19 protein-coding genes, 1 tRNA gene and 1 pseudogene are annotated in these 23,749 nt (G+C 63.4%); 12 read left to right on the forward strand and 9 right to left on the reverse strand.

The genetic code is table 11. The features are described 5' to 3' along the window. Positions 1–84: 84 nt before the first annotated feature. The 5 genes from NKL06_RS19640 to tkt form a co-directional block, all read right to left on the reverse strand. Entirely contained in the window at positions 85–1,110 is a 1,026-nt protein-coding gene (locus tag NKL06_RS19640) for a class I fructose-bisphosphate aldolase (RefSeq protein ID WP_023693667.1), read from the reverse strand. Positions 1,111–1,230: 120 nt separating this feature from the next. Continuing rightward, positions 1,231–2,433, reverse strand: a complete 1,203-nt coding sequence (locus NKL06_RS19645) for a phosphoglycerate kinase (protein ID WP_023693668.1) — start codon at positions 2,431–2,433, stop codon at positions 1,231–1,233. Positions 2,434–2,578: 145 nt separating this feature from the next. After that, positions 2,579–4,465, reverse strand: a complete 1,887-nt coding sequence (locus NKL06_RS19650) for a potassium/proton antiporter (RefSeq protein WP_023683985.1) — start codon at positions 4,463–4,465, stop codon at positions 2,579–2,581. Positions 4,466–4,671: 206 nt separating this feature from the next. Continuing rightward, positions 4,672–5,682 carry a type I glyceraldehyde-3-phosphate dehydrogenase gene (gap, locus tag NKL06_RS19655; protein WP_023683984.1) on the reverse strand — a complete coding sequence of 337 codons (1,011 nt, stop codon included), beginning with the start codon at positions 5,680–5,682 and terminating at the stop codon, positions 4,672–4,674. 155 nt (positions 5,683–5,837) lie between these two features. After that, complete coding sequence (gene tkt, locus NKL06_RS19660; RefSeq protein ID WP_023683983.1) at positions 5,838–7,829, reverse strand: transketolase; 1,992 nt, start codon at positions 7,827–7,829, stop codon at positions 5,838–5,840. A gap of 273 nt (positions 7,830–8,102) precedes the next feature. Between tkt and NKL06_RS19665 the strand changes: the two genes are divergently transcribed. The 4 genes from NKL06_RS19665 (at position 8,103) to NKL06_RS19680 (ending at position 10,620) form a co-directional block, all read left to right on the forward strand. Beyond that, positions 8,103–8,375, forward strand: a complete 273-nt coding sequence (locus NKL06_RS19665) for a DUF4164 domain-containing protein (RefSeq protein WP_023670128.1) — start codon at positions 8,103–8,105, stop codon at positions 8,373–8,375. 12 nt (positions 8,376–8,387) lie between these two features. Further along, positions 8,388–8,753, forward strand: a complete 366-nt coding sequence (locus tag NKL06_RS19670; RefSeq protein ID WP_023670127.1) for a cell division protein ZapA — start codon at positions 8,388–8,390, stop codon at positions 8,751–8,753. Between the two features lie 189 nt (positions 8,754–8,942). Further along, entirely contained in the window at positions 8,943–9,602 is a 660-nt protein-coding gene (locus tag NKL06_RS19675) for a peroxiredoxin (protein WP_023693669.1), read from the forward strand. A gap of 145 nt (positions 9,603–9,747) precedes the next feature. Further along, positions 9,748–10,620: an MBL fold metallo-hydrolase gene (locus NKL06_RS19680; RefSeq protein WP_023693670.1), complete on the forward strand. Its 873-nt coding sequence runs from the start codon at positions 9,748–9,750 to the stop codon at positions 10,618–10,620. A gap of 161 nt (positions 10,621–10,781) precedes the next feature. Here the strand turns inward: NKL06_RS19680 and rpoH are convergent, their stop codons facing one another. Together rpoH and NKL06_RS19690 are read right to left on the reverse strand one after the other, a co-directional pair. Further along, positions 10,782–11,693 carry an RNA polymerase sigma factor RpoH gene (rpoH, locus tag NKL06_RS19685; protein ID WP_023670124.1) on the reverse strand — a complete coding sequence of 304 codons (912 nt, stop codon included), beginning with the start codon at positions 11,691–11,693 and terminating at the stop codon, positions 10,782–10,784. Between the two features lie 244 nt (positions 11,694–11,937). Next, positions 11,938–12,996 carry an RluA family pseudouridine synthase gene (locus tag NKL06_RS19690; RefSeq protein ID WP_023693671.1) on the reverse strand — a complete coding sequence of 353 codons (1,059 nt, stop codon included), beginning with the start codon at positions 12,994–12,996 and terminating at the stop codon, positions 11,938–11,940. A 25-nt stretch (positions 12,997–13,021) separates the two neighbouring features. Here NKL06_RS19690 and NKL06_RS19695 point away from each other — a divergent pair, with 25 nt between their 5' ends. From NKL06_RS19695 to NKL06_RS19720, 6 genes and pseudogenes are all read left to right on the forward strand, one after another. Next, positions 13,022–13,402, forward strand: coding sequence for a hypothetical protein (locus tag NKL06_RS19695; RefSeq protein WP_023690093.1), 381 nt, complete (start codon positions 13,022–13,024; stop codon positions 13,400–13,402). Positions 13,403–13,415: 13 nt separating this feature from the next. Then, on the forward strand, positions 13,416–13,823 hold the full coding sequence (locus tag NKL06_RS19700; protein WP_023693672.1) for a VOC family protein: 408 nt from the start codon (positions 13,416–13,418) through the stop codon (positions 13,821–13,823). Positions 13,824–13,915: 92 nt separating this feature from the next. Further along, positions 13,916–13,990: transfer RNA gene (locus NKL06_RS19705), tRNA-Glu, on the forward strand. Between the two features lie 594 nt (positions 13,991–14,584). Beyond that, positions 14,585–15,166: a VOC family protein gene (locus tag NKL06_RS19710; protein WP_023670120.1), complete on the forward strand. Its 582-nt coding sequence runs from the start codon at positions 14,585–14,587 to the stop codon at positions 15,164–15,166. A 25-nt stretch (positions 15,167–15,191) separates the two neighbouring features. Then, a complete protein-coding gene (locus NKL06_RS19715; RefSeq protein WP_023693673.1) occupies positions 15,192–16,073 on the forward strand; it encodes a glutathione S-transferase family protein in 882 nt (293 codons plus the stop codon). A gap of 213 nt (positions 16,074–16,286) precedes the next feature. Then, a pseudogene (locus NKL06_RS19720) lies at positions 16,287–16,653 on the forward strand (UCP034077 family protein). A gap of 135 nt (positions 16,654–16,788) precedes the next feature. On the opposite strand, the gene NKL06_RS19725 reads toward NKL06_RS19720, so the two are convergent. Beyond that, positions 16,789–17,004, reverse strand: coding sequence for a hypothetical protein (locus NKL06_RS19725; protein ID WP_023690098.1), 216 nt, complete (start codon positions 17,002–17,004; stop codon positions 16,789–16,791). A gap of 291 nt (positions 17,005–17,295) precedes the next feature. On the opposite strand from NKL06_RS19725, the gene NKL06_RS19730 reads away from it, so the two are divergent. Then, the gene (locus tag NKL06_RS19730) at positions 17,296–18,207 is read left to right on the forward strand and encodes a DUF2865 domain-containing protein (protein ID WP_023693675.1); all 912 of its coding nucleotides are present in this window, start codon (positions 17,296–17,298) and stop codon (positions 18,205–18,207) included. 118 nt (positions 18,208–18,325) lie between these two features. Here NKL06_RS19730 and NKL06_RS19735 read toward each other — a convergent pair whose 3' ends face one another. Further along, complete coding sequence (locus tag NKL06_RS19735; protein ID WP_023693676.1) at positions 18,326–18,682, reverse strand: hypothetical protein; 357 nt, start codon at positions 18,680–18,682, stop codon at positions 18,326–18,328. Between the two features lie 188 nt (positions 18,683–18,870). On the opposite strand from NKL06_RS19735, the gene NKL06_RS19740 reads away from it, so the two are divergent. Then, positions 18,871–23,433 (forward strand): PAS domain-containing protein, encoded by a 4,563-nt coding sequence (locus NKL06_RS19740; protein WP_196814123.1) that lies wholly within the window; start codon positions 18,871–18,873, stop codon positions 23,431–23,433. Positions 23,434–23,749: the final 316 nt, after the last annotated feature.

A 23,749-nucleotide genomic window follows, 5' to 3' on the forward strand; every position in this document is an offset into this window, starting at 1 on the left:
TGGACGAACTCCGTCCAAGCCGGGCTTTGCATAAACAAACCCGGGCGCATCGGCCCGGGTTGTATGACAACGGGAGGACTGCGCTCAGGCGGCCTGTTCGAGGCTCGCCGTCCATTGTCCCAGCGCCGCCAGATGGTTCATGTGGGCACGATGGGTGAAGGCGGCCTGGCCGGCGGCGACGTTCGATGCCTTGCCGCTCCAGGCCTTTTGCGGGGCGGCCTGCAAGGCGCGGCCATAGGAGAAGGTCAGCTTCCACGGATGCGGGCCGATGGCGTTGATGGCGTTGAGGTTGGCGGTAGCCTCCTCGTCCGACTGCCCGCCCGAAAGGAAGGCGATGCCCGGCACCGCTGCCGGTACGGTTTCGCGGAACAGTTTTATGGTCTTTTCCGCGACCTCTTCGGGGCTGCTCACCTTGCCCGACTTCCTGCCGGCCAGCACCATGTTCGGCTTCAGGATGGTGCCTTCCAGCACAACGCGCGCCGCATGCAGCTCGTCATAGAGCTTGATCAGCGTTGCCTTCGAGATGTCGTAGCAGGTGGCAATGTCGTGCGCGCCGTCCATCAGCACTTCCGGCTCGACGATCGGCACGATGCCGGCCTCCTGGCACAGTGCGGCATAGCGGGCCAGCGCATGGGCGTTGGAGGCAATCGAATTGACCGAGGGCACGCCCTTGCCGGTGTCGATGTCGATCACCGCGCGCCATTTGGCGAAGCGGGCGCCGAGCTTGTAATAATCTGCGAGCCGCTCGCGCAAGCCGTCGAGGCCTTCGGTAACGGTATCGCCGGGAAAGCCGGCGAGCGGCTTGGCGCCGGCATCGACCTTGATGCCGGGAATGGCGCCCGCCGCCTTGATGATGTCGACCAGAGGCGTGCCGTCGGCAGCCTTCTGACGGATGGTCTCGTCGTAGAGAATGACGCCGGAGATGTACTTCGTCATTGCGTCCTTGGCGCGGAACATCATCTCGCGGTAGTCGCGGCGGCTATCGGCGGTCGATTCGACGCCGATAACGTCGAAGCGCTTCTTGATGGTGCCGGAGCTCTCATCGGCGGCCAGCAGGCCCTTGCCGCCGGCCACCATCGCGGCGGCAATGTCTTCGAGACGTTCGCTCATTTTTCTTCTCCTAAGGGGGTACGTTCCGCGCGTAACGGAAGTCTACCGCCAAAGGAATGGGATCGGAAAGCTCGAATCGATTGAAAGTTCCTGGCGTCCGTTTTTGCGCCCCCGATCCGGTCAGGCTTGTTTCTTCAGCACGTCGACGCCGGGCAGCGGCTTGCCTTCCATCCATTCGAGGAAAGCGCCGCCGGCGGTCGAGACATAGGTGAAGTCGTCGGCGACGCCGGCATGGTTGAGGGCGGCCACCGTATCGCCGCCACCGGCGACCGAGACCAGCTTGCCGGCCCTGGTGCGGGCCGCCGCGTGCCTGGCCGCCGCCACCGTGGCGTGGTCGAAAGGCTCGATCTCGAAGGCGCCGAGCGGGCCGTTCCAGACCAGCGTCGCGGCGCGGTCGATCCATTCACCGATCGTCTTCACGGTCTTTTCGCCGAGATCGAGGATCATGCCGTCAGCCGGGACATCCGAAATGGCAACGGTCTCGCTGGCCGCACCCGCCTTGAATTCCTTGGCGACGACACCGTCGACAGGCAGGATGATGGCGCAGCCGGCCTCGGCGGCCTCGATCATGATCTGCTTGGCGGTCGCGGCAAGGTCATGCTCGCACAGCGACTTGCCGACAGCGGTGCCACGCGCGGCGAGAAAAGTGTTGGCCATGCCGCCGCCGATCACCAGCGCGTCGACCTTCTTCACCAGGTTCATCAACAGGTCGATCTTGGTCGACACCTTGGCGCCGCCGACAATGGCGACGACAGGGCGGACCGGATTGCCGAGCCCCTTCTCCAGCGCCTCGAGCTCGGCCTGCATGGTGCGGCCGGCATAGGACGGCAACAGCCGCGCCAGGCCTTCGGTCGAGGAGTGCGCCCGGTGGGCGGCGGAAAAGGCGTCATTGACGAAGATGTCGCCATTGGCGGCGAGCCGCTCTGTGAAATCAGGATCGTTCTTCTCCTCGGTCTTGTGGAAGCGGGTGTTTTCCAGCAGCAGCACATCGCCCTTGTTCATGGCGGCGACCGCACTGCCCGCCGTGTCGCCGACGCAATCGCCGGCAAAGCCGACCGGGCGGCCAAGCACCTCCGCGGTAGCCTTGGCGATCGGCCTCAGCGAGAATTCGGGCGAGGGACCATCCTTCGGGCGGCCGAAATGCGCGAGCAGGATGACCTTGGCGCCCTTGCCGGACAGTTCGGCGATGGTCGGTGCGATGCGTTCGATTCGGGTGGCGTCGGTGACCTTGCCATCGGCGACGGGAACGTTGAGGTCGACGCGCACCAGCACGCGCTTGCCGCTGATATTGCCGATATCGTCGAGTGTCTTGAAGGCGGCCATGCGGGTTCCTTTCCGTGGAAAATCGCCGGGACCATACCTCGCATCGATGACGATGCAAGGCTTGAGCCGGGGTGCGAGCTAAATTTTGAGATCAAGGCGAAGGCTGTCGTGATGATGCGGGACGTCAGCGTGAACCGATCGCTTGTCAGCCTTCTGTCGTTATCTTTTCCGCCGTCGGCTCAAGGGCCTTCTCATTGGCTGTCGCCTCTGCAGTCTGCGTCTCGGTCGGCTTGCGCCAGTTGCGGATGAAGGCGGAGACACGATCGCCGATCTCGCCGGCGCTCAGGAACACCGGAACCCGCGCCACCGGCGCGGTCGGCTCGAAGGAGAGGCCGAGACCGGTGATCTTGCCCTTGTCGTCGACGTCGCGGACGATCAATTCGATCGGGCCGATCAGCACCCGGTCGGCATATTCGGCATGGCCGCCAAGCCTTGCCGTCACCAGCGCGCCGACGGTGAGCTTCTGCTCGGCTTCGCTCAATCCCGGTGTGTATGCGGCCTCGAGCTCTGCGGCCGAGCGGGCGGGATCGACGGCGAAGGCGCCGAAGAAGTCGGCATCCTCGGGGTCGACTACGGCGCGGCTGGCAAACAGCTTGTCAAGCAGGCGCGGATAGCGGTCGGGCACGAAGATATAAACCTGGTCGCCGGCCGCGAGCCGGCCCATGTCCTGGAAACGCATCGAGCGGCCGTCGCGCAGCACCAACGAGGGCCGTGCCCAGCGCGGGATACGCTCGCCGCGCGCCACCGGGCTGCCGGGCGCCACGCGGTAGGCGAGCAGTTCGTGATGGGCGGAGCCCGGCAGTTCGAGTTCGACCTTGTCGAGCGGCCCGAGCCTCGCCGGCACGATCAGGCCGAGCCGGCGCGCCAGCGGACCGACCGACCAGCCCTGCACCACCAGCGATACCAGCACGATGATGAAGGCGACGTTGAAGATGGTGCGGCCGTTCTCCAGTCCGCCGAGCAGCGGGGTGATGGCAAGCAGGATGGACACGGCGCCGCGCAGGCCGACCCAGGAGACGAACGCGATCTCGGGACGCGGCAGGCGGAACGGGATCAGGCAGAGCCAGACGGCGACAGGGCGCGCGACAAACATCAGGAATAGGCCGAGCAGCACCGCCGGCACCATGATCGCCGGAAACTGCGAGGGTGTCGCGAACAGGCCGAGGATCAGGAACATGATGATCTGTGCCAGCCACGACATGCCGTCCTGGAAGCGCTTCAGGATGGTGACGGCGCGGATGTCGGAGTTGCCGGCAATGAGCCCGGCGAGATAGACCGCCAGGAAGCCCGAGCCGCCAATGGCGCCGGCCGCGGCGAACACCATCAGTGACAGGGTCAGCACGAAGATCGGCAGCAAGCCATGGTCAAGGTTGAGCCGGTCGACGAGGCGCACGATGCCGAGCCCGCCAAGCACGCCGACGACGGCGCCGAGCCCCATATTGAGCAGGAAGCCGAGGATCAGGTCGGTGACCAGCACATGGGTCTCGGGATTGGCGTGGGCGGCGATGATCTCGACCAGCGTGATGGTCAGGAAGATGGCGATCGGGTCGTTGGTGCCGGATTCGACTTCCAGTGTCGCGCGCACGCGTTCGCGCAGATTGATCTCGCCGGCGCGTAGCAGGAAGAAGACGGCCGCCGCATCGGTCGAGGCGACCGCGGCGCCGAGCAGGAAGGATTCCAGCCAGCTGAGGTCGAGCAGGTAATAGGCGGCGGCGCCGAACAGGCCAGTGGTCAGGATTACGCCGAAGGTCGCCAGCGACACCGCCGGTCCGGCCGCCTGGCGCAGCGCGTTGAGCGGCGTGCCGAAACCGGAATCGAACAGGATGACCGCCAGCGCCAGCGAGCCGGCAAAATATGCCACGCGCGCATTGTCGAATTCGATACCGAGACCATCGACGCCGCTGGCGAGGCCGATGCAGAGGAAGAGCAGCAGCAAAGGGGCGCCGAAGCGGAAGGCGATCAGGCTCGAGAACGCTGCGGCGACGACTAGCGCTGTGCCGACCAGCGTGACGAGATAGATCGCATGCTCCATCCGTGATTTGCCCCTCGAATTCCTCTTTCTACCGATTCACGGGAGAGTGGGGCGAAGGCATGGCCGGTGCAAGGCGCAAGGATGGCTTTTTGCCTTATGCCGCTGATTTTCCGGCGTTTGGCGGCTCGGCGCGCCTTGCCCGGCGCGCTGACGAAAAACGCCCGGGCACAGCCGGGCGTTCGAAGCTGCGAGACGATGCCTTCAGATCAGGCGATGGTCTTGCCAAAGGCGACCGAGGTGTCGGCCATGCGGTTGGAGAAGCCCCACTCATTGTCGTACCAGGACAGCACCGAAACGAAGTTGCCGTCCATGACCTTGGTCTGGTCGAGCGCCAGGATCGACGAGCGCGGATCGTGGTTGAAGTCGATCGACACATTCGGATGATGGGTGACGCCGAGAATGCCCTTCAGCTTGCCGTTGGAGGCGGCGATCACCGCTTCGTTTATCTCCTGCACGGTGGTGGCGCGCTTGGCGATGAACTTGAAGTCGACGACCGAGACGTTGGGGGTCGGCACGCGGATCGAGATGCCGTCGAGCTTGCCCTTGAGGTCGGGCAGCACCAGGCCGATCGCCTTGGCCGCACCGGTCGAGGTCGGGATCTGCGACAGGGCAGCCGCGCGGCCGCGGTAGAGATCCTTGTGCATGGTGTCCAGCGTCGGCTGGTCGCCGGTGTAGGAGTGGATCGTCGTCATCATGCCCTTTTCGATGCCGACGGTCTCGTGCAGCACTGCGGCGAGCGGCGCCAGGCAGTTGGTGGTGCAGGACGCATTCGAAATGACGATGTGGTCCTTGGTCAGCTTGTCGTGGTTGATGCCGTAGACGACGGTGAGGTCAGCACCTTCGGCAGGCGCGGAGACGACGACGCGCTTGGCGCCGGCGGTCAAATGCGCGGCAGCCTTGTCGCGGGCGGTGAAGATGCCGGTGCATTCGAGCGCGATGTCGATGCCGAGCTCCTTCCACGGCAGCTGCGCCGGGTCCTTGATCGCGGTGACCTTGAAGGTCTCCTTGCCGACGGTGATCTGGTCGCCCGAGACCGACACTTCGTGCGGGAAGCGGCCGTGCACGCTGTCATAGCGCAGCAGATGCGCGTTGGTCTCGACCGGGCCGAGGTCGTTGACGGCGACGACGTCGATGTCCTTGCGGCCGGATTCATGGATGGCGCGCAGGATGTTGCGGCCGATGCGGCCAAATCCGTTGATGGCAACTCTGACGGTCATTTTACTCTCCCTGGGAGCTGGAGGCGGCAGATGGGTCCGCAGCTTCATAGCGGCGGATGGCACAAGAATCCAGCCGCAGAAGGCCGAATTTAAATCGATTAGGTTGGTCCAGCCCCGCGAATCCGCCTTGGAGGTGCGCGGGACTGACCCTGATCTTACTTGCCGTGCAGGCGGGCTTCCGCCGCCTTGGCCGCGGCTTCGGCGGTGATGCCGAAATGCGGGTAGAGCTGCTCGATGGTGCCGGAAGCGCCGAAGCCGGTCATGCCGATGAAGATGCCGTCGGAGCCGATCAGGTGATCCCAGCCCTGGCGGATGCCGGCCTCGATCGCCATCTTGATCGGCGCGTTGCCGATCGTCTCCTTGCGGTAGGCGTCGCTCTGCTGGTCGAACAGTTCGAAGCAAGGCACCGAGACGACGCGGGTCGGGTGCCCATGCTTTTCAAGCAAATCACGGGCGCCGAGCGCGATCTCGACCTCGGAGCCGGTCGCGAAGATCGTCACCGCCGCTTCGCCGCTCGCCGCGGCCAGTTCATAGGCGCCCTGGCTCGAGAGGTTCCTGGCCGAGTGCTCGGTGCGCACCGTCGGCAGGTTCTGGCGGGTCAGCGCCAGGGTGGACGGGGTCTTTTCCGATTCAATGGCAATCTGCCAGCATTCGGCGGTTTCCACCGCGTCGGCCGGACGGAAGACATTGTGGTTGGGGATGGCGCGGAGCGCCGCCAGGTGCTCGACCGGCTGGTGGGTCGGGCCGTCTTCGCCCAAACCGATCGAATCATGGGTCATGACGAAGATCGAGCGGATGCCCATCAGCGACGCCAGCCGCATCGACGGACGGGCATAGTCAGAGAAGCACATGAAGGTGCCACCGTAGGCGATGAGGCCGCCATGCAGCGTCAGGCCGTTGAGGGCGGCCGCCATGCCATGCTCGCGGATGCCGTAGTGGACATAGCGCTGGCCGTAATCGTCCGGCGTGATGTTCTTGGTCTGGCTGGTCTTGGTGTTGTTGGAGCCCGTCAGGTCGGCAGAGCCGCCGATGGTTTCCGGCACCGCGCCGTTGATGACTTCCAGCGCCATTTCCGACGATTTGCGGGTGGCGACCTTCGGCTTGTCGGCCGACAGCTTCTTCCTGTAGTCGGCAATGACGGCATCGAAATTCGACGGCAGCTTGCCGGCGAGGCGGCGCTCGAACTCGGCCTTCAGCTCGGGCTTGGCCTTGGCGAGCCGGCCTTCCCAGTCGGTGCGCGGCTTGACGCCGGCCTTGCCGGCGGTGCGCCAGGCGTCGAGAATGTCGGCCGGAATTTCGAAGGGCGGCGAGTCCCAGTTGAAGAATTTCCGCGCGCCTGCGATCTCGTCGGCGCCGAGCGGCGAACCGTGCGCCTTGTTGGTGCCGGCCTTGGTCGGGGCGCCGAAGCCGATGGTCGTCTTGCAGGCGATCATCGTCGGCTTGTCGGAATGGCGGGCGGCTTCGATGGCGTAGGCGATCGCCTCGGGGTCGGTGCCGTCAATGTGGCTGGCATTCCAGCCCGAGGCCTGGAAGCGGGCGACCTGGTCGGTGTTGTCTGCAAGCGAAACCGGACCGTCGATCGAGATGTTGTTGTTGTCCCAGAAGACGATCAGCTTGTTGAGCTTGAGGTGGCCGGCCAGCGCGATGGCTTCCTGGGAAACACCTTCCATCAGGCAGCCGTCGCCGGCCAGCACATAGGTGTAGTGGTCGACGAGGTCGTTGCCGAAGGCGGCGTTCATGATGCGCTCGCCGAGCGCGAAGCCGACCGAATTGGCGAGACCCTGGCCGAGCGGGCCGGTCGTCGTCTCGATGCCGGTGGCATGGCCGTATTCGGGATGGCCGGCAGTCTTGGAACCCAGCTGGCGGAAATGCTTGATCTGGTCGAGGGTCATGTCCTCGTAACCGGTCAGATGCAGCAGCGAGTAGAGCAGCATAGAACCGTGGCCGGCCGACAGGATGAAGCGGTCTCGGTCCGGCCAATGGGGGTTCTTCGGATCATATTTCAGAAAGCGGGTGAACAGCACTGTGGCGATGTCGGCGCAGCCCATGGGCAGGCCGGGATGGCCGGACTGGGACTTCTCGACGGCGTCCATGGAGAGAAAACGGATCGCATTGGCCATCCGGTCATGTTGTTCACGCGACGTCATGGTACCTCCGGGGTGGGGATTTGTGGGCTTGGCAGAGCCCAGGAAAGAGTGCGCGACACATAGCAGCCACGGGCTTTTAGTCAACAAATCGGCTGCACATTTGCCGGTCTTGTGATGGCTTTGAGACCTTATGGGGCGACCTACATTAGCGTTAGCGGGGGACAGTCGCGAGAGCTTTGTTGACGTTGCCTTCACCCGGTGCCTAATGTTTCCTTGTTAACGCGTTCTGAACGCGAAGCGATTCGGTGATGGGCAGGGCACAGGACGAAGGCCATGACCGGCGAAACCACACTCAAGGAAGTCATCCACAGGCTGGGCAAGGCCATCGAGGGGCTGGAAAACGCCGTCGCGGCCAAGCTCGAGCACGAGCGCGACTATTCCGAAGCCGAGGCTGAGGTGCAGCGCATGAACGCCGACCGTTCACGGCTGGCGCAGGAACTCGACAATTCCGAAGCCCGCGCCGAACGGCTGGAAGATGCCAACAAGGAAGTGTCGCGCCGCTTGGTGACCGCCATGGAAACCATCCGCGCGGTGCTGGACAGGTAGGAGCTGCAGGCCATGGCACAGGTCACGGTTTCCATCGACGGCAAGCAGTATCGCATGGCTTGCGACGAGGGTCAGGAAGAGCACCTGATCGACCTCGCCGAGCGGTTCGACCGTTATGTCTCGCATCTGAAGGATTCGTTCGGCGAGATCGGCGACCAGCGGCTGACGGTGATGGCCGGCATCATGGTGATGGACGAGCTTTCGGAGCTGCAGAAGCGGGTCAAGGGCATGGAGACCGAAGTGCAGACACTGCGCAAGACGCGCGACGAAGCGCTGACCAAGGCCGACAAGAACGACACCGTGCTGACCAGCGCGCTCGGCGCGCTCGCCCAGCGCATGGAAGACCTGGCCACGTCGCTGGCGGTCAACAAGGCTTGAGTCTTCCCCGCACAAACGAAAGATTGTCGGCCCAACGTCGGTCCGTAGAACGAAAGTGCTCGTTCGGTCGCCAATAATAGTTTCCTATTGTCCTGCAGCCGCGATTTTTGCGCTAAGATGCGGGAATGCCGGAGCGTTGACGCCGTCCACGGCCGCTCCTGACGAAATCTGTTGCTGGGGAATAATGCCATGAGCCTTCGTATCAACGACATCGCGCCTGACTTCACCGCCGAGACCACGCAAGGGCCGATCAAGTTTCATGACTGGATCGGCGACGGCTGGGCGATCCTGTTCAGCCATCCGAAGAATTTCACCCCGGTCTGCACCACCGAGCTGGGCACGATGGCGGGGCTCGAAGGCGAGTTCAAGAAGCGCAACGTCAAGGTCATCGGCATTTCCGTCGATCCCGTTGCGAGCCACGACAAGTGGCAGGCCGACATCAAGACGGCGACCGGCCAGACGGTGAACTACCCGCTGATCGGCGACAAGGACCTCAAGGTGGCCAAGCTTTATGACATGCTGCCGGCGGGCGCCGGCGAGACGTCGGACGGCCGCACGCCGGCCGACAACGCCACGGTGCGCTCGGTCTATGTCATCGGGCCGGACAAGAAGATCAAGCTGGTGCTGACTTACCCGATGACGACGGGCCGCAACTTCGACGAGATCCTGCGCGCGGTCGATTCCATGCAGCTGACGGCCAAGCACCAGGTGGCGACGCCGGCCAACTGGAAGCAGGGCGAGGATGTGATCATCACCGCCGCGGTTTCGAACGAAGATGCGGTCAAGCGTTTTGGCGCTTTCGAGACGATCCTGCCCTATCTCAGGAAGACCAAGCAGCCGTCAGCCTAGGTTTTCTCCGTCGGAGCTATTTGGGGCTTCAGTCCTATTTGTGGCAAGGCGTGCTTGACCGGCGCGCTTTGCCAGATGACCATGCTCTTGTTCAACCCGACGGAGAAAACGGTTCCTGTCGGGCAAGGGGCAGGGGGGCCGGACATTGGACATCGCTTCGGCCAAACCTGAGGTCGCCGGCTTCTACGACAAGCAGACCGGCGCCATCCAGTATGTCGTCACCGACCCGGTGACGAGACGCTGCGCCGTCATCGACCCGATCCTCGATTTCGACGAAAAATCCGGCGCGACGGCGACGAAGAATGCCGACGCCTTGCTGGATTTTATCCGCGAAAACGGGCTGGAGCTCGAGTGGATCCTGGACACCCATCCGCATGCCGATCATTTCTCGGCGGCGCACTATCTCCGGGAAAAGACCGGCGCGCCGACGGCGATCGGCGACAGGATCATCGAAGTCCAGGCGCTGTGGAAGGCGATCTACAACTGGCCGGATTTCCCCGCAGACGGCTCGCAGTGGGACCGGCTGTTTGGGGAAGGCGAAACGTTCATGATCGGCAACCTGCCGGTCAAGGTGCTGTTCTCGCCCGGCCACACGCTCGCCTCGATCACCTTTGTCATCGGCGACGCCGCCTTCGTCCACGACACGCTGTTCATGCCCGACAGCGGCTCGGCAAGGACGGACTTTCCCGGCGGCAGTGCCGCGCGGCTGTGGCATTCGATTGAGGGCATTCTGGCGCTGCCGGACGATACGCGCGTGTTCGTCGGCCACGACTATCAGGCCGGCGGCCGCGAGCCGTGCTGGGAGAGCACGGTCGCCGAGCAGAGGGCAAAGAATATCCACCTCGTTGCGGCGCGCAGCGAAGCCGAGTTCGTCGACTTGCGCGAAGCGCGCGACAAGACACTGCCGATGCCGCGGTTGATCCTGCATGCGCTGCAGGTCAACATGAATGGTGGACGGCTGCCGGAACCGGAGGCCAATGGCCGAAGGTATCTCAAGTTTCCGCTGGATGGGCTGTAGATCGGTTCATGCTGTAGGCGCCGTCGCCGAAGCTGCCAATCTCCCCCTCAAGGGGGGAGATCAGCTGTTGCCCGACTTTCGCTAACCGCCGACGGACGACAAAACAAAAAAGGCGGCGCCGGTTTCCCGACGCCGCCTTTGTTCCTTAGCCGAACCCACCCTTACGCCGCGGGCTGCGCCTCGATCGTGCGCAGCGCCTGCATCTGGCGCTTGGCGGCGGCCTTGACCGCGTCCTGCACCTTCTCGAAGGCGCGCACCTCGATCTGGCGCACGCGCTCGCGGCTGATGTCGAACTCGGACGACAGTTCTTCCAGCGTCAGCGGCTCCTCGGCGAGGCGGCGGGCCTCGAAGATGCGCCGCTCACGATCGTTGAGCACGGCCAGAGCGCCCGACAGCATGCCGCGGCGGTTTTCCAGCTCGTCCTGCTCGATCAGCATGTCTTCCTGGCTTTCGTGGTCATCGACCAGCCAGTCCTGCCATTCGCCGGATTCACCTTCGCTGGCGCGGATCGGCGCGTTCAGCGACGCGTCGCCGGACAGGCGGCGGTTCATCGACACGACTTCAGCTTCCGACACGTTCAGCCGGGTGGCGATCTCGGTGATCTGGTCGGGCTTGAGGTCGCCATCGTCCAGCGCCTGGATCTTGCCCTTCACCTTGCGCAGGTTGAAGAACAGGCGCTTCTGATTGGCGGTCGTGCCCATCTTGACCAGGCTCCACGAGCGCAGGATGTACTCCTGGATCGAGGCCTTGATCCACCACATGGCGTAGGTAGCGAGGCGGAAGCCACGCTCGGGTTCGAATTTCTTGACGGCCTGCATCAGGCCGACATTGCCTTCCGAGATCACTTCGCCGATCGGCAGGCCGTAGCCGCGATAGCCCATGGCGATCTTGGCAACGAGCCGAAGGTGGCTGGTGACGAGCTTGTGCGCAGCGCTGGTGTCTTCATGCTCGGCGTAACGCTTGGCGAGCATGTACTCTTCCTGCGGCTGAAGCATGGGAAAGCGGCGGATTTCTTCCAGGTAGCGGCTGAGGCCGCCTTCGCCGGAAACAATACTGGGTAGTGACTGGGCCATGATTGCGCCCCCTCTCTATTGGAGTGATGCCCCCGAAACGCGGCGGGCATGTGACGCGAGCACCAAAAGGCTCGCCCGCGGCAACTGAGTTATATAGGAACAAAACCAGAAAAGACAGGCATTTGTTCAACACGAAACAGTGTGTCACGCTGAAGTGAACAATGCCGCTCAGGTTTTAGCTGGCTTGTTTAGACGCAATTCCGGACGGAAAACCGTTTCACACTTTTCCTGGAATAGCTGGGGTTCAGAGTTTGCGAAAGCCGCCGACGAGTTCCTCCATGTCCCCCGGTATCGGCGCCTCGAACCTCATCGATAAATGGGTAGCCGGGTGCCGAAATGCAAGGAGCCAGGCATGCAAAGCTTGCCTGGAAAACGCCTTGACCTGACCCTTCAGCAGTTCAGGCAGCCGGTTGGCCTTGGTGCGGAAGGCCTGGCCGTAATCCGGGTCACCGATGACGGGATGGCCGATATGGGCCATGTGGACGCGGATCTGGTGGGTGCGGCCGGTTTCCAGCCGGCATTCGACCAGGCTGGCGGTGGCAAACGCCTGCTGGCCCTCGCCGAAACGCTCCTTGACGGTGAAATGGGTCACGGCGTGGCGGGCGTCGTCACGGCCTTCCGGCACGACGGCGCGGCGCACGCGGTCGGCGGCACGGCCAAGCGGCGCGTCGACCGTTCCGGTCGGCCGCGACGGGATTCCCCAGACCAGCGCCAAATAAGCACGTTCGAGGTCGCCGGTGCGGCCGTGGTCGGCAAAGGCCTCCGACAGCGCCTTGTGGGCGCGGTCGGTCTTGGCCACCACCATGACGCCGCTCGTTTCCTTGTCCAGCCTATGGACGATGCCCGGCCGCCTGACGCCGCCAATGCCGGAAAGACTGTTGCCGCAGTGGTGGATCAGGGCGTTGACCAGCGTGCCGGTCCAGTTGCCGGCGCCGGGATGGACGACGAGGCCGGCCGGCTTGTTGATGACGATCAGCTCGTCGTCCTCATAAAGCACGTCGAGCACGATGGCCTCGCCTTGCGGTTCGGCCGGTTCCGGCTCGGGCATGACGACCGATACGCGCTCGCCGGCACTCATCTTGCGCTTGGTCTCGTCGACCGGCTTGCCGTCGATCGAAACGGCACCTTGCCGGATCAGCATCTGCACCCGGCTGCGCGACATGTCGGGACCAAGGGCGCTCGCCAGCCACTGGTCGAGGCGCTGGCCGGCCGCTTCCGCGCCGGCTTCGAGCACGGTTGGCGCCGCCTCTATGAATTGTCCAGCCTCTATCAATTCAGGGGTCTCTTCGCTATGAGCGCTCATCGAAAAAAGTTCCGGAAGTTCTGCCATGGCCCGGCCCGTTGCCGATGAAGAAGAAAAGCCGCTCGATCCCGAGATCGAAAAGGTGCGCGGCAGGCTCATCCGTTTCATGGCCATCAATCTCGGCCTGCTTTTGCTGGCCCTTATGGTGGTGATCGCAGCCATTGTCTACAAATCGCGCAAAGCGCCGCCCGCGAACCCGCCGCTCGCCAACGACATTCCAGTTCCGCCCGGCGAGCCGCTCGCGGCCGACATAGTGCTCCCGGTCGGAGCCAAGGTGATCAGCCAGGCTCTGTCGGGCAATCGCATTTCGATCGACGCCGAGCTCAGCGACGGCAGCCGCACCATCTTCGTCTACGACATCGCCGAGCGCCGTATCATCGGCCGCTTCGCCATCCGCAACAAATGAGCGGGCCGAAACAATGACCGGGTTTGCCGACCATCGCCGCATAGCAACCGTCACGCTCGTCGTCGCCGATTATGACGAGGCGATTGCCTGGTATGTCGGCAAGCTTGGCTTTGCGCTCTGCGACAACATCGATCTCGGTGACGGCAAGCGCTGGGTGACGGTAACGCCGTCGGCCGGGCAAGGCCCCCGGCTGCTTCTGGCGGAAGCGTTGGACGATGTGCAGAAAAGCCGCGTCGGCGACCAGACCGGCGGCCGCGTGGTTTTGTTTCTCGAAACCGACGATTTTGCCAGGGACCATGCGACGATGCTGGAAAACGGCGTCGATTTCCATGAAACGCCACGCCATGAGCCGTACGGCACCGTGGCGGTTTTCGCCGATCTCTACGGCAATCTGTGGGACCTGATCGAGCCGAAACGCTAAGTCCGCAAACCGAGATTGCACAGAAGCGGTCCGGCGGTTCGAAGCCCAGTTGCTTTTTCCAAACCGTCAGCCTATATCGCCGGTTCTTGAACGCGCCCATCGTCTAGCGGTCAGGACACCGCCCTCTCACGGCGGGAACAGGGGTTCGATTCCCCTTGGGCGTACCAAACAACGACTTTCCTTCCGCATCATCGAAAATTTCGGGCAGCAGCCGCGCGGATCGCGTGTGACCGCGAGGGTCGGCGGCATCAGCGAAATTCGGCAAGTCCGCGCACCCGAATACACCCAATTTAAGTCAGGCCGCGACGCTTGAAAGCGTAGCGATCTCTGTTACTTGCGGTGCGGGGATAGCATCTGCGGCAACGCGGATTTGGTTTGGCATAGCAGGCATGAATTCGGCAAAAATGATATGCCCGTGCTGTCACGGCAGCGGGCAGGTTTTCGATTGCTTGAAATGGCGTGAGTCGAAAGGGCATTGCTGCCCGCAAGGTACGCATCGGGCCGGCTGTCCCGGGCAGACCATGGCATGCGCCGAATGCGCGGGCCTGGGCACGCTGGCGGAGGCCGAACTCAGAGCCGTTGCGTAGCCTCAGGTCATGCAACCTTAAGCCTCTTTCACCATCCAGCGCCGGCAGTCTCCGCGAGCTTGTGGCGCGGCGCTGCCAATTGCACTAGCATCATGTACGAAGCCTAGCCAAAGGGCTCTTTGCGGCGCCCAAGACGCCGGGGAACATAGGCGAGGGTCGGGGAGGAGGACACCGATGCAGAAATTGCAGTCGCAGGGCGTCCATCACATCACGCTCGTCGGCGCCGGCCGCCGGACCTCGATCGATTTCTGGGAAGGCGTGCTCGGCATGCCGTTCATTTTCGAGCAGCCCAACCTCGACAAGCCAAGCGAAAGCCATCTTTATTTCGATCCCGGCGACGGCAGGCTGATCACCGTCTTCACCGACGAGAGCCGCACGCCGGTCAAGCGGCGCACGCCCACCGAACCGGGCTGCGTCCATCATATTGCGTTCTCGGTGTCGCGCGTGACCTTCCTGCAGGCGGTCGCCCGGCTCGACGAGCGCGCCATCAAGCACAGCGGCGTCAAGGATCGCGGCTTCATGGATTCGATCTATTTCGAGGATCCGCTCGGCCTCTTGATCGAACTGGCGTCCTATCGCTTTGAGCCGCCGGCCGGCTTCACCCACGCCGATGTGCTGATGCAGGCGCACAAGCTGCGCGTTGCGCGCGGCGACTACAACATCGCCGAAGTGCACCTTGCCGACGCGATCCAGACGCTGGTCGAACGGTCGCGCGCGACCTTGTCGGACGACCGGACGCCGAAGAATCCATACTGACGGCCAGAAAAAGGGGAGGACCATAATGGCAAAGACAGTTAAGAGCGCTGGCAAACCAGCGGCCAAGCCAGCAGCAAAAGCGGCAGCGAAGCCGGCCGCAAAGGCGGCCGTAAAGGCCGCGCCGAAGGCAGCCGCGAAGCCGGCCGCGAAAGCCGCGACAAAGCCGGCTGCCAAGAAATCCGCGCCGAAGGTCAAGGCGGCGAAAAAACCGGCGCTGAAGCTCTCGATGCTGAAGCCGAGCGTCAACAACATGACCGTCCGGGTGTTTGCCCGTGCGGCCGGGTTCGACGCCGCCGAGACTGACGCCTGGGGCCACACGCGCTCGCCCGAATATATGGCGCGCAATCCGGCGCATCTGACGCCGATGATCGAGGACAAGGGGCTGCCGCGCGGCGTGCTGTGGGAGAGCTGTGCCATCATGCAGTATCTCGCCAACAAGCACGGGCTGGAGAAATTCTATCCCAAGGCGCCGGCCAAGCGGGCGATGGTCGACAGCGCCATGTTCTACCTGATCGGCACGCTCTACCCGTATGTGGCGCGCGCCACCTATCCGGCGCTGGGTTTCCCGCACTATGCCGGCGAGGTCGGCCATAGCGACGCCCATCCGGAGAAGAAGTCCGAGGCGCAGAAGGCCGCCATGGCGGCAATTGCCGAGCCGCTGGAGGTGTTTCACTCCTTCTTCAGGGACGGCAAGCCGTTCATCGGCGGCAAGCACCCGTCGATCGCCGACATACGCCTGGCATCGACGCTGGAGTTCCTGGCCGTCATCGACTATGCGCTGCCCAAATGGGCCATGGAGTATGTCGCTGCGATGGAGAAGAAACTCGGCCAGGCCTATGCCGAGCCGGCCGGCGACGTGCGCGGCTACATTGCGTATGTGAAGTCGCAGGCCAACGCGCAACGCTAAGGATTCATTAACCAAAGCGCTGTCTATTGAAGGCACCGCGGCGACCACGGATGTACTGGCGCAAGGGTGAAGGGAAAGGTCGGCGCAATGCCGGCCTTTTGCTTTTCGCCGATGCGCCATCAGGCGCGTCTCATGCTGTAAGACATCAGGCATATTGCCATCGTTTGCTTCGACCCTACCATCATGGTCGGCGGACGACACACGAGGAGCTTTATGAAGGGCGTAGCGAGAGTGTTTGCGATTGCCGGTGTTGTGTTGGCCGGAGGCTACCCCTCCGATGCCGCGCCGCTCGACACGATGGCGGAGGTCGGCGATGCCATCCAGGCGTGCTGGACGCCGCCGGCGGGTGTTGGAAATGCCAGCGTCACCTTGAGCTTCAGCTTCAAGCGACGGCACGCTGATTGGTCCGCCGCGGCCGACGGCGATCAAGGTCGATGGCGATGCGGATACCAGGAAATCATTCGTCGACGCCGCAACTACTGCCCTGCAAAAGTGCTTGCCGTTGAGCTTCTCGCCGACGCTGGCGCAAGGCGTCGCGGGCAATGTCTTCACCGTGCAATTGGCTTCGCCCAAGCGGTAGGCGAGCGGGCGAGCGTTTCACGCGTTTCACAGAAACGGCGACCCGCTCTCTCGTTGTCTTGACGCAATTCCCAAGGGAAAGCGCTACGCGCTTTTCCCGGAAAAACGGCTCACACTTTTGCTGAAATTGCTCTGATCAGTTGTGCGGGCGTCTGATATCGACATGCCGCTGCAGTTCCGGCGTCTCGAAGACGTAGTCGGCCCAGGCGGATTCCGGAATCTGTCCGGCCAGATAGCATTCCAGCAGCAGGCTCTGTTCGGGATCGAGCGCTCTCGGCGCCCGCTCATGGTCCAGCCCCAGCGAGTGGAACAGGTTCCTGGTCAGGCCAGAGACAGTGAAGTGAATAGACATCTTCGGTCTCCTTTGCCCGACACAACGCGAGACACCGGAGAAAGGTTTCATCCGCAAGGGCCGATAACGCGGGATCGATGATTGCGGCGGCCTGGGTCGCCCGAGCCTGGCTACGTCTCAATCTTGAAACAAAAGTGTAATAGCGAATTTACAGGAACCGGCATAATACACTTGGCATAAAATACCTGGCGGTTGCTGGCGTCTCTTGAATTAGACTTGCCTCACGCATTGAGGCTCAATCGGCTGGAGCGGCGATCGGCTCCACAGGGGTACAAGGACCAGGTGTCGCCGATGATGCGTTTGTGGCTTGTCGTGACCTTTGCACTGGTGTCGGTAGCGGCAAGCGTCCTCGGCATTTCGGCTTCCCTTGCCGATCCATGCGCCGCGCTCAGGAGCCAGCTGGCACCGTCCGGCCGCAGCGGCGGGATCAGCCCCGAGCTTGCGCAGCTGCGTCGCCAGCTTGCGGCGATCCAGGGGCTGGAGAGGCAACGCCGGTGCACGGCGCAAAGTGCGGTGGGGGGCTTCTTCAATGCTTGCGCCGACCTCGCCAAAAGCCGCACACAGGTGCAACGCCAGATCGCCGGCGCCGCGATTTCGCGCCGGGATACGTCCGGACTGCAGGCCAGGCTCGTCGCGCTCGGCTGCACGCCCGCCGCCGGGCAACAAAGACAGCGTCCGGCTGGCGCCATGATCGGCAGCAATTCGATGCTGTTTTGCGTTCGTCTCTCCGACGGCTATTTCTTCCCGGCGCCGAAATCGCAGTTCGTGCAAGGCGGCGATGTCAAGGAGATGGTCGACCAGTGCCGCTACATCTGCGACGATGCCGGCGTCGACCTGTACACGCTCAGGGACCCAAGCCTTGAAACCGAAAAGATGGTCGCGCTCGATACGCGCACATCCTACAAGGACCTGCCGACGGCCTTCAAATATCGCAATGATGCGAACTTCAGGGCCTGCGACCTCAAGCGCTATCACCAGCGCGTTGCCGAGCTGAGAGCGCGCACGGTGACGCCAGCCAATATGGCCAACGCGATCATTCCTTTGCCGTCAGCGAAGCCGGATCTTGGCACCGTGGCGCAAATTCCCCAGCCTGGCGCAGACGCTGCAGAGGCCAGGGGCGCCGCCCAGCGACAGTCGGTCGAGCCATTGGCCGGCTCGCGGCCGGTCAGGGTGGTCGGGCCGGCTTTCTTCCCGGCGGAGTAACCTGCGCCTAGAGCGTTTCACCGTTTCACCGAAACGGCGAACCGCTCTATGTCTTTGTTTTACGCAATTCCGGACGGAAAACCGTTTCACACTTTTCCTGGAATTGCTCTAGTACCAGCTATTCGCAAACCATCCTGTAGCGTTTGCCGGGTTCGCTGACATTCTTGCAGGTGAGCGGATTGGCCGGTTCGGAAGCCATGCTGGGAGGGCTGGACCTGACGTGCCGCCTTGGCGCGGCTATTTGTGTTGTGTGCCTGCGTGCCGCGGGCCGGTAGGGCTCCTGCGGCGGCGGCGTCGGAAACACACCGGCTGCCGCCTGCATCCGGCTGGCCTCAGTCTGCGACGGATCGCGATCCCAGACCCGCCTGATATCGAGCGGCTTCGGGATCACCACCGTGCCGTCATAGCTGCGTGCGCAGCCGCTGCCCGCAAGCAGCGCCAGGCACAGGAAACAAGGCACGATCCAACCCGTCATCAGCAACACCCCCGCCGACTTATAGCCCGGCCGGGGTTCCGCCGACAACCGGCGGAATACCGCAGGGCAATGTGGCTCTGGCCGCAGTCTGGATTGGTTATGGTTAGCGGATCATTAATGCTTCTCGGGCAAATTCCGCCGGCGAACCGCTGAGGGGGTTCGGCCTTGGCTTTCGGGGTGGGAACGGGATGGCTGACGGGACTGTTGGAACACGCGGCGGACGCGGTTCCCGAAAAGGGGTGGTGAACGGCGAGGATACGTCCGTCGGGGGTTCGCCCGAAGCGCTGCGCGAACTGGTCGAGGCCGGCGCCGACTGGGTCTGGGAGACCGACGCCGAGCTGCGCTTTTCCTGGCTTTCGGAGAACTACCAGGCCGCCACCGGCATCGATCCCGCCAGCATTCTTGGCCGTTTCCGCTTCGATTTCCTCAAGCAGATGGTGCACGGCAATCGACACGCCGCCGCGCATCTGGAGGATCTGCAGGCGCATCGGCCGTTTCGCGACTTTGTTTATGAGTTGAAGGGCGGCCGTCCCGGTTGCCGCTGGGTTTCGATCACCGGTTCCCCGCGGTTCGACGGCGAAGGCGAATTCATCGGCTATCGCGGCATCGGCCGCAACGTCACGGCACTGGCCGGTGCGCTGGACGAACTGCGGCAGGACGAGAGCGATCCGCCGGCCGGGGAGGCCACGCAGCACCTCGCCGATCTCGAGCGGACGATGGATGCCATGCATATGGGCGTCGTGCTGCTTGACGAAAAGCTCGGCACACTCATCGTCAACAAGGCCTATCGCGAGCTCTCCAGGATTCCTGATGGCGCCGTCACTGTCGGCGCGCCGTTCAGTCTGTTGATGGAACTCAACCGCCGCAACGGCATCTACGGCGATCTCGATGAACAGCAGTGGCAGCACTACCTAGCCACCCGCATCGAGGAGATCAGCGCCGGCTCGGTTGCGCCACGCGAATTTCTCCATGCCAACGGCAGGACGATGATGTTCTCGGTGACGGCATTGTCCGGCGGCAAGCGGCTGTTGACCTACTACGACGTCTCCGAGCTCAAGCGTCGCGACGCAGAGATCGAGAGTGCCAACGCCAAAATCACGGAGACCTTCGCCAATCTTCGCACGATGGTCGACCAGATGCCGATCGGCGTGCTCGTCCTTGATGCGGACATGCGGGCGGAGGTGATCAACCGCGCCTTCTATGATTTCTGGGAAATCGATCCCCGACGCGCCAGGATCGGCTGCGGCTTCCGCGAACTGATGCAGGCCAGCCGCGATATGGACCCGTACGGTGCTGACGATGCGGAATGGCAGGACCACATCGCCGAGCGCGAAGCAGAAATCTCGGCCGGCCTGGTGGGCTCCAGGCAACTGCCACGCAATGACGGCCGTACGCTGATTGCATCGCTGGCGCCGCTCGCCGGCGGCAAAAGGCTGATCTCCTATGTCGACGTCACCAACATGAAGGATCGCGAGGCTGAACTCGCCCATGCGCTGGAGAAATCGCGGCTGGCCGAGGCGGTGATCAACGGCGTCAAGGACCCGATCTTCGTCAAGGACGACAATCTGCGTTTCGTCTTCGTCAATGAGGCGTTTTCGGCACTGTTCGGACAGAGCCCGCAAGCGATGCTGGGCAGGCCCGGCGGCGACTTCCTCAAGCAAAAGGACGCCGCGCAGTTCGAAGACAGCGAACGCGCCGTGCTGGCGACCGGCACGCCCTACGAGGTCGAGGAGACTTTCGACGCCGAGGGCGCCAGCCGCTCGCGCATCGTGCGCAAGAACCGCGTCGGCATGCCCAGCGGCCGCAACTATGTCGCCGGTTTCCTGTTCGACATCTCCGACATGAAGCGCCGCGAGACCGAAGCCGAAGACGCCCGCAAGAACCTCACCACGGTGCTGGAGTCGCTGCCGGCGGCCGTCATCATCTATGACCGCGACGACAAGTTCGTCTTTGCAAACCGCAAGCTGCAGGACACGCTGCCGGAGCTGAAACCGGCATGGCAGCCTGGCCGCAGCTTCCGCGCGGCCCTGGAACTTGGACATTCGGTCGGCTATTTCCGATCGAGCGGCGATCCAGAAATCGACAGGCTCTATGAAGGCGACCTCGATGTCTGGCTCAATGCCATCCTCGCCCGCTATCGCCTGCCCAACTCGTCCTATGAGCGCCTCAATGCGGACGGCCGCTGGTATCAGGTCTACGATATGCGCACCGAGGACGGCACCTTTATCGGCGTGCGCGTCGACATCTCGGAGATCAAGAGCCGCGAAAAGGCGCTGCAGGAAAGCATGCGCCAGATCGACCTGTTCCGCCACGTCATGGACGAACTGCCGGTCGCCGCCTTCATCAAGGCGCAGGATCTGAGCATGGAATTCGTCAACAAAGCCTGGTGCGCGCTGACCGGCATCCCCAAGGAGGAGGTCATCGGCCGGACCGATCTCCAGCTTTTCGGCATCGACGACGCCGAAACCTACACCCATGACGACACCGAGGTCGTCGTCACCGGGCGCGGCCGCGAGATCGAGGAGCCCGTTACCCATCGCGACGGCACGGTGCGGCAATTGATGACGCGCAAGAGCCGGCTGGTGGCGCTCGATGGGTCGGTGCACCTTGTCGGCTCCAGCACCGACATCACCGACGTCAAGGCGCGCGAGCAGGCGCTGGAAGAGAGCATGCGCGAGAACGAGGTGTTCCGCAATCTCATCGACAACGTGCCGGTGTCGATCTACGCCAAGCGCTCCGACCTCAGGCAGTTCTACGTCAACAAGGGCTGGTGCGACCTCACCGGCCTCCGCAGGGAAGACGCGATCGGCAAGACGGACATCGAGATTTTCGGCGAGGACGGCGAAGCCTTCGTCAACAGCGATCTCGCCGTGCTGCGCACAGGCGATACACAGGAGATCGAGGAAACGGTGACGCTTGCCGACGGCAGCGTGCGCCACCAGTTCGCCCGCAAGGGCGCGATGATCGCGTCCGACGGTTCGCTCTATCTGATTGGGTCGACCACCGACATCACCGAACTGAAGCTGCGCGAGGCCGAACTGCGCGAGGCGCGGCAGCGCGCCGTGTTGGCCGACCGCGCCAAGTCGGAATTCCTGGCCAATATGAGCCACGAAATCCGCACGCCGATGAACGGCGTACTCGGCATGGCCGAGTTGCTGGCCAAATCCGACCTCGATCCCAAGCAGAAGACGTTCACCGACATCATCGTCAAATCGGGTAACGCGCTCTTGACCATCATCAACGACATACTGGACTTCTCCAAGATCGATGCCGGACAGCTGGTGCTCGACCCTGCGCCCTTCAACCTGCCCGAAGCGATCGAGGATGTGGCGACGCTGATATCGACCCGCGCCAAGGAGAAGGACCTCGAGCTCATCGTGCGCGTCGAGCCGGGCCTGGGAAGCCTGTTCGTCGGCGATGTCGGTCGCATCAGGCAGATCGTCACCAATCTGGTCGGCAACGCGGTGAAGTTTACCGACGAAGGCCACGTGCTGGTCGACGTGACGGGACAAAGGGGGCCGACGGGGACAAAGCTGACCGTTTCGGTCACCGATACCGGCATCGGCATTCCGCAGCAGAAACTGAAGCTCGTCTTCGAAAAATTCAGTCAGGCCGACACCTCGTCGACCAGACGCCACGAAGGCACAGGGCTCGGGCTCGCCATCACCTCGCGGCTGGTCGAGTTGATGGGCGGCGAGATCGGTGTCGAGAGCGCCGAAGGCAAGGGCTCGACCTTCTGGTTCACCGTGACATTGCCCAGGGCCGAGGAACGGACCGGACGGCGGATCATGCCGGTCGACGTGACCGGCTCACGGGTGCTGATCGTCGACGACAATGCCGTCAACCGATCGATCCTGAGCGAGCAGATGGCGTCATGGACCTTCGATTCCTGCGCCGCCGAAAGCGGACCCGAAGGGCTCAAGGTGCTGGTCGCCGCGGCTGCCTACGGCGTGCCGGTCGACTGCGTCGTGCTCGATTATCAGATGCCGGGGATGAGCGGCGCCGAAATGGCGCGCGTCGTGCGCAGCACCGCAGGGCTGGCCGACACGCCGATCATCATGCTGACTTCGGTCGACCAGTCGCTCGCCAACACCAGCTATCGCGATCTCGGCATCGACGCCCAGCTGATCAAGCCGGCGCGTTCCTCGGTGCTTCTGGAAACGCTGGTCGCTACCATCCAGCGCCACCATCACAATATCACGGGGAGCCGCGTGCTCCCGGCGGCAAGCAGCGGGTCCGGCAACGACAGGAACGGACCGTCACCGGCAAAGCCGCCGCTCGCTGCATCGGAACGCGCCTTGCTGCAACCGCCGCCGGTTCGCGCCCGCGCCCGGGCCGCCGGGGATGAAAGCCGGCTCGACATCCTCGTTGCCGAGGACAATGAGGTGAACCAGATGGTGTTCACCCAGATAATCGGCGAGACCGGTTATAGTTTCGAAATTGTCGGCAACGGCCGCAAGGCGCTCGACGCCTTCGGCAGGCTCAATCCGCGTATGATCCTGATGGACGTCTCGATGCCGGAGATGAATGGGCTCGAGGCCACCGCCGCAATTCGCCGGCTTGAAGAACATACGGGTATGCATATCCCGATCGTCGGCGTCACCGCGCATGCTTTGAAGGGCGACCGTGAGCGCTGCCTGGAAGCCGGCATGGATGACTATTTGCCCAAGCCGATCAGCCCCAGGGCGCTGCTCGAAAAGGTCGAGCGCTGGGTCGGCATATCAAGCGAAGCCCAACGAGACGCTGGATAGCAACCTGCGGCGCCGGCCGGGATTCGGCCGCGCCGCAACAGCCAAGGATATGGTGCGATCGCACCATATCAAAGCTGGCGCCCAGTCAGGACAATGGTCGCAACGAAACCGCTCATTCAGTTACGGGCGGGAGCAAGCGACCGCCGACAAGAAACAGCGTCGAATCTACCCCAACGGACCTGTTTTTGGCGATGGCTCGGCCAAGATTCGCTCTGGCCACGGGCAACGCGCTCCCGTCCGGTTTTTCTTTCTCGGCATCGCGGCCTGCGGTGTGCCGGGACTTGATGCCAGCACGGATCGCGCAAGCGTCTGATTC

The organism is Mesorhizobium sp. C268A, from assembly GCF_040324475.1.
In the GTDB taxonomy this organism is placed as follows: Bacteria; Pseudomonadota; Alphaproteobacteria; order Rhizobiales; family Rhizobiaceae; genus Mesorhizobium.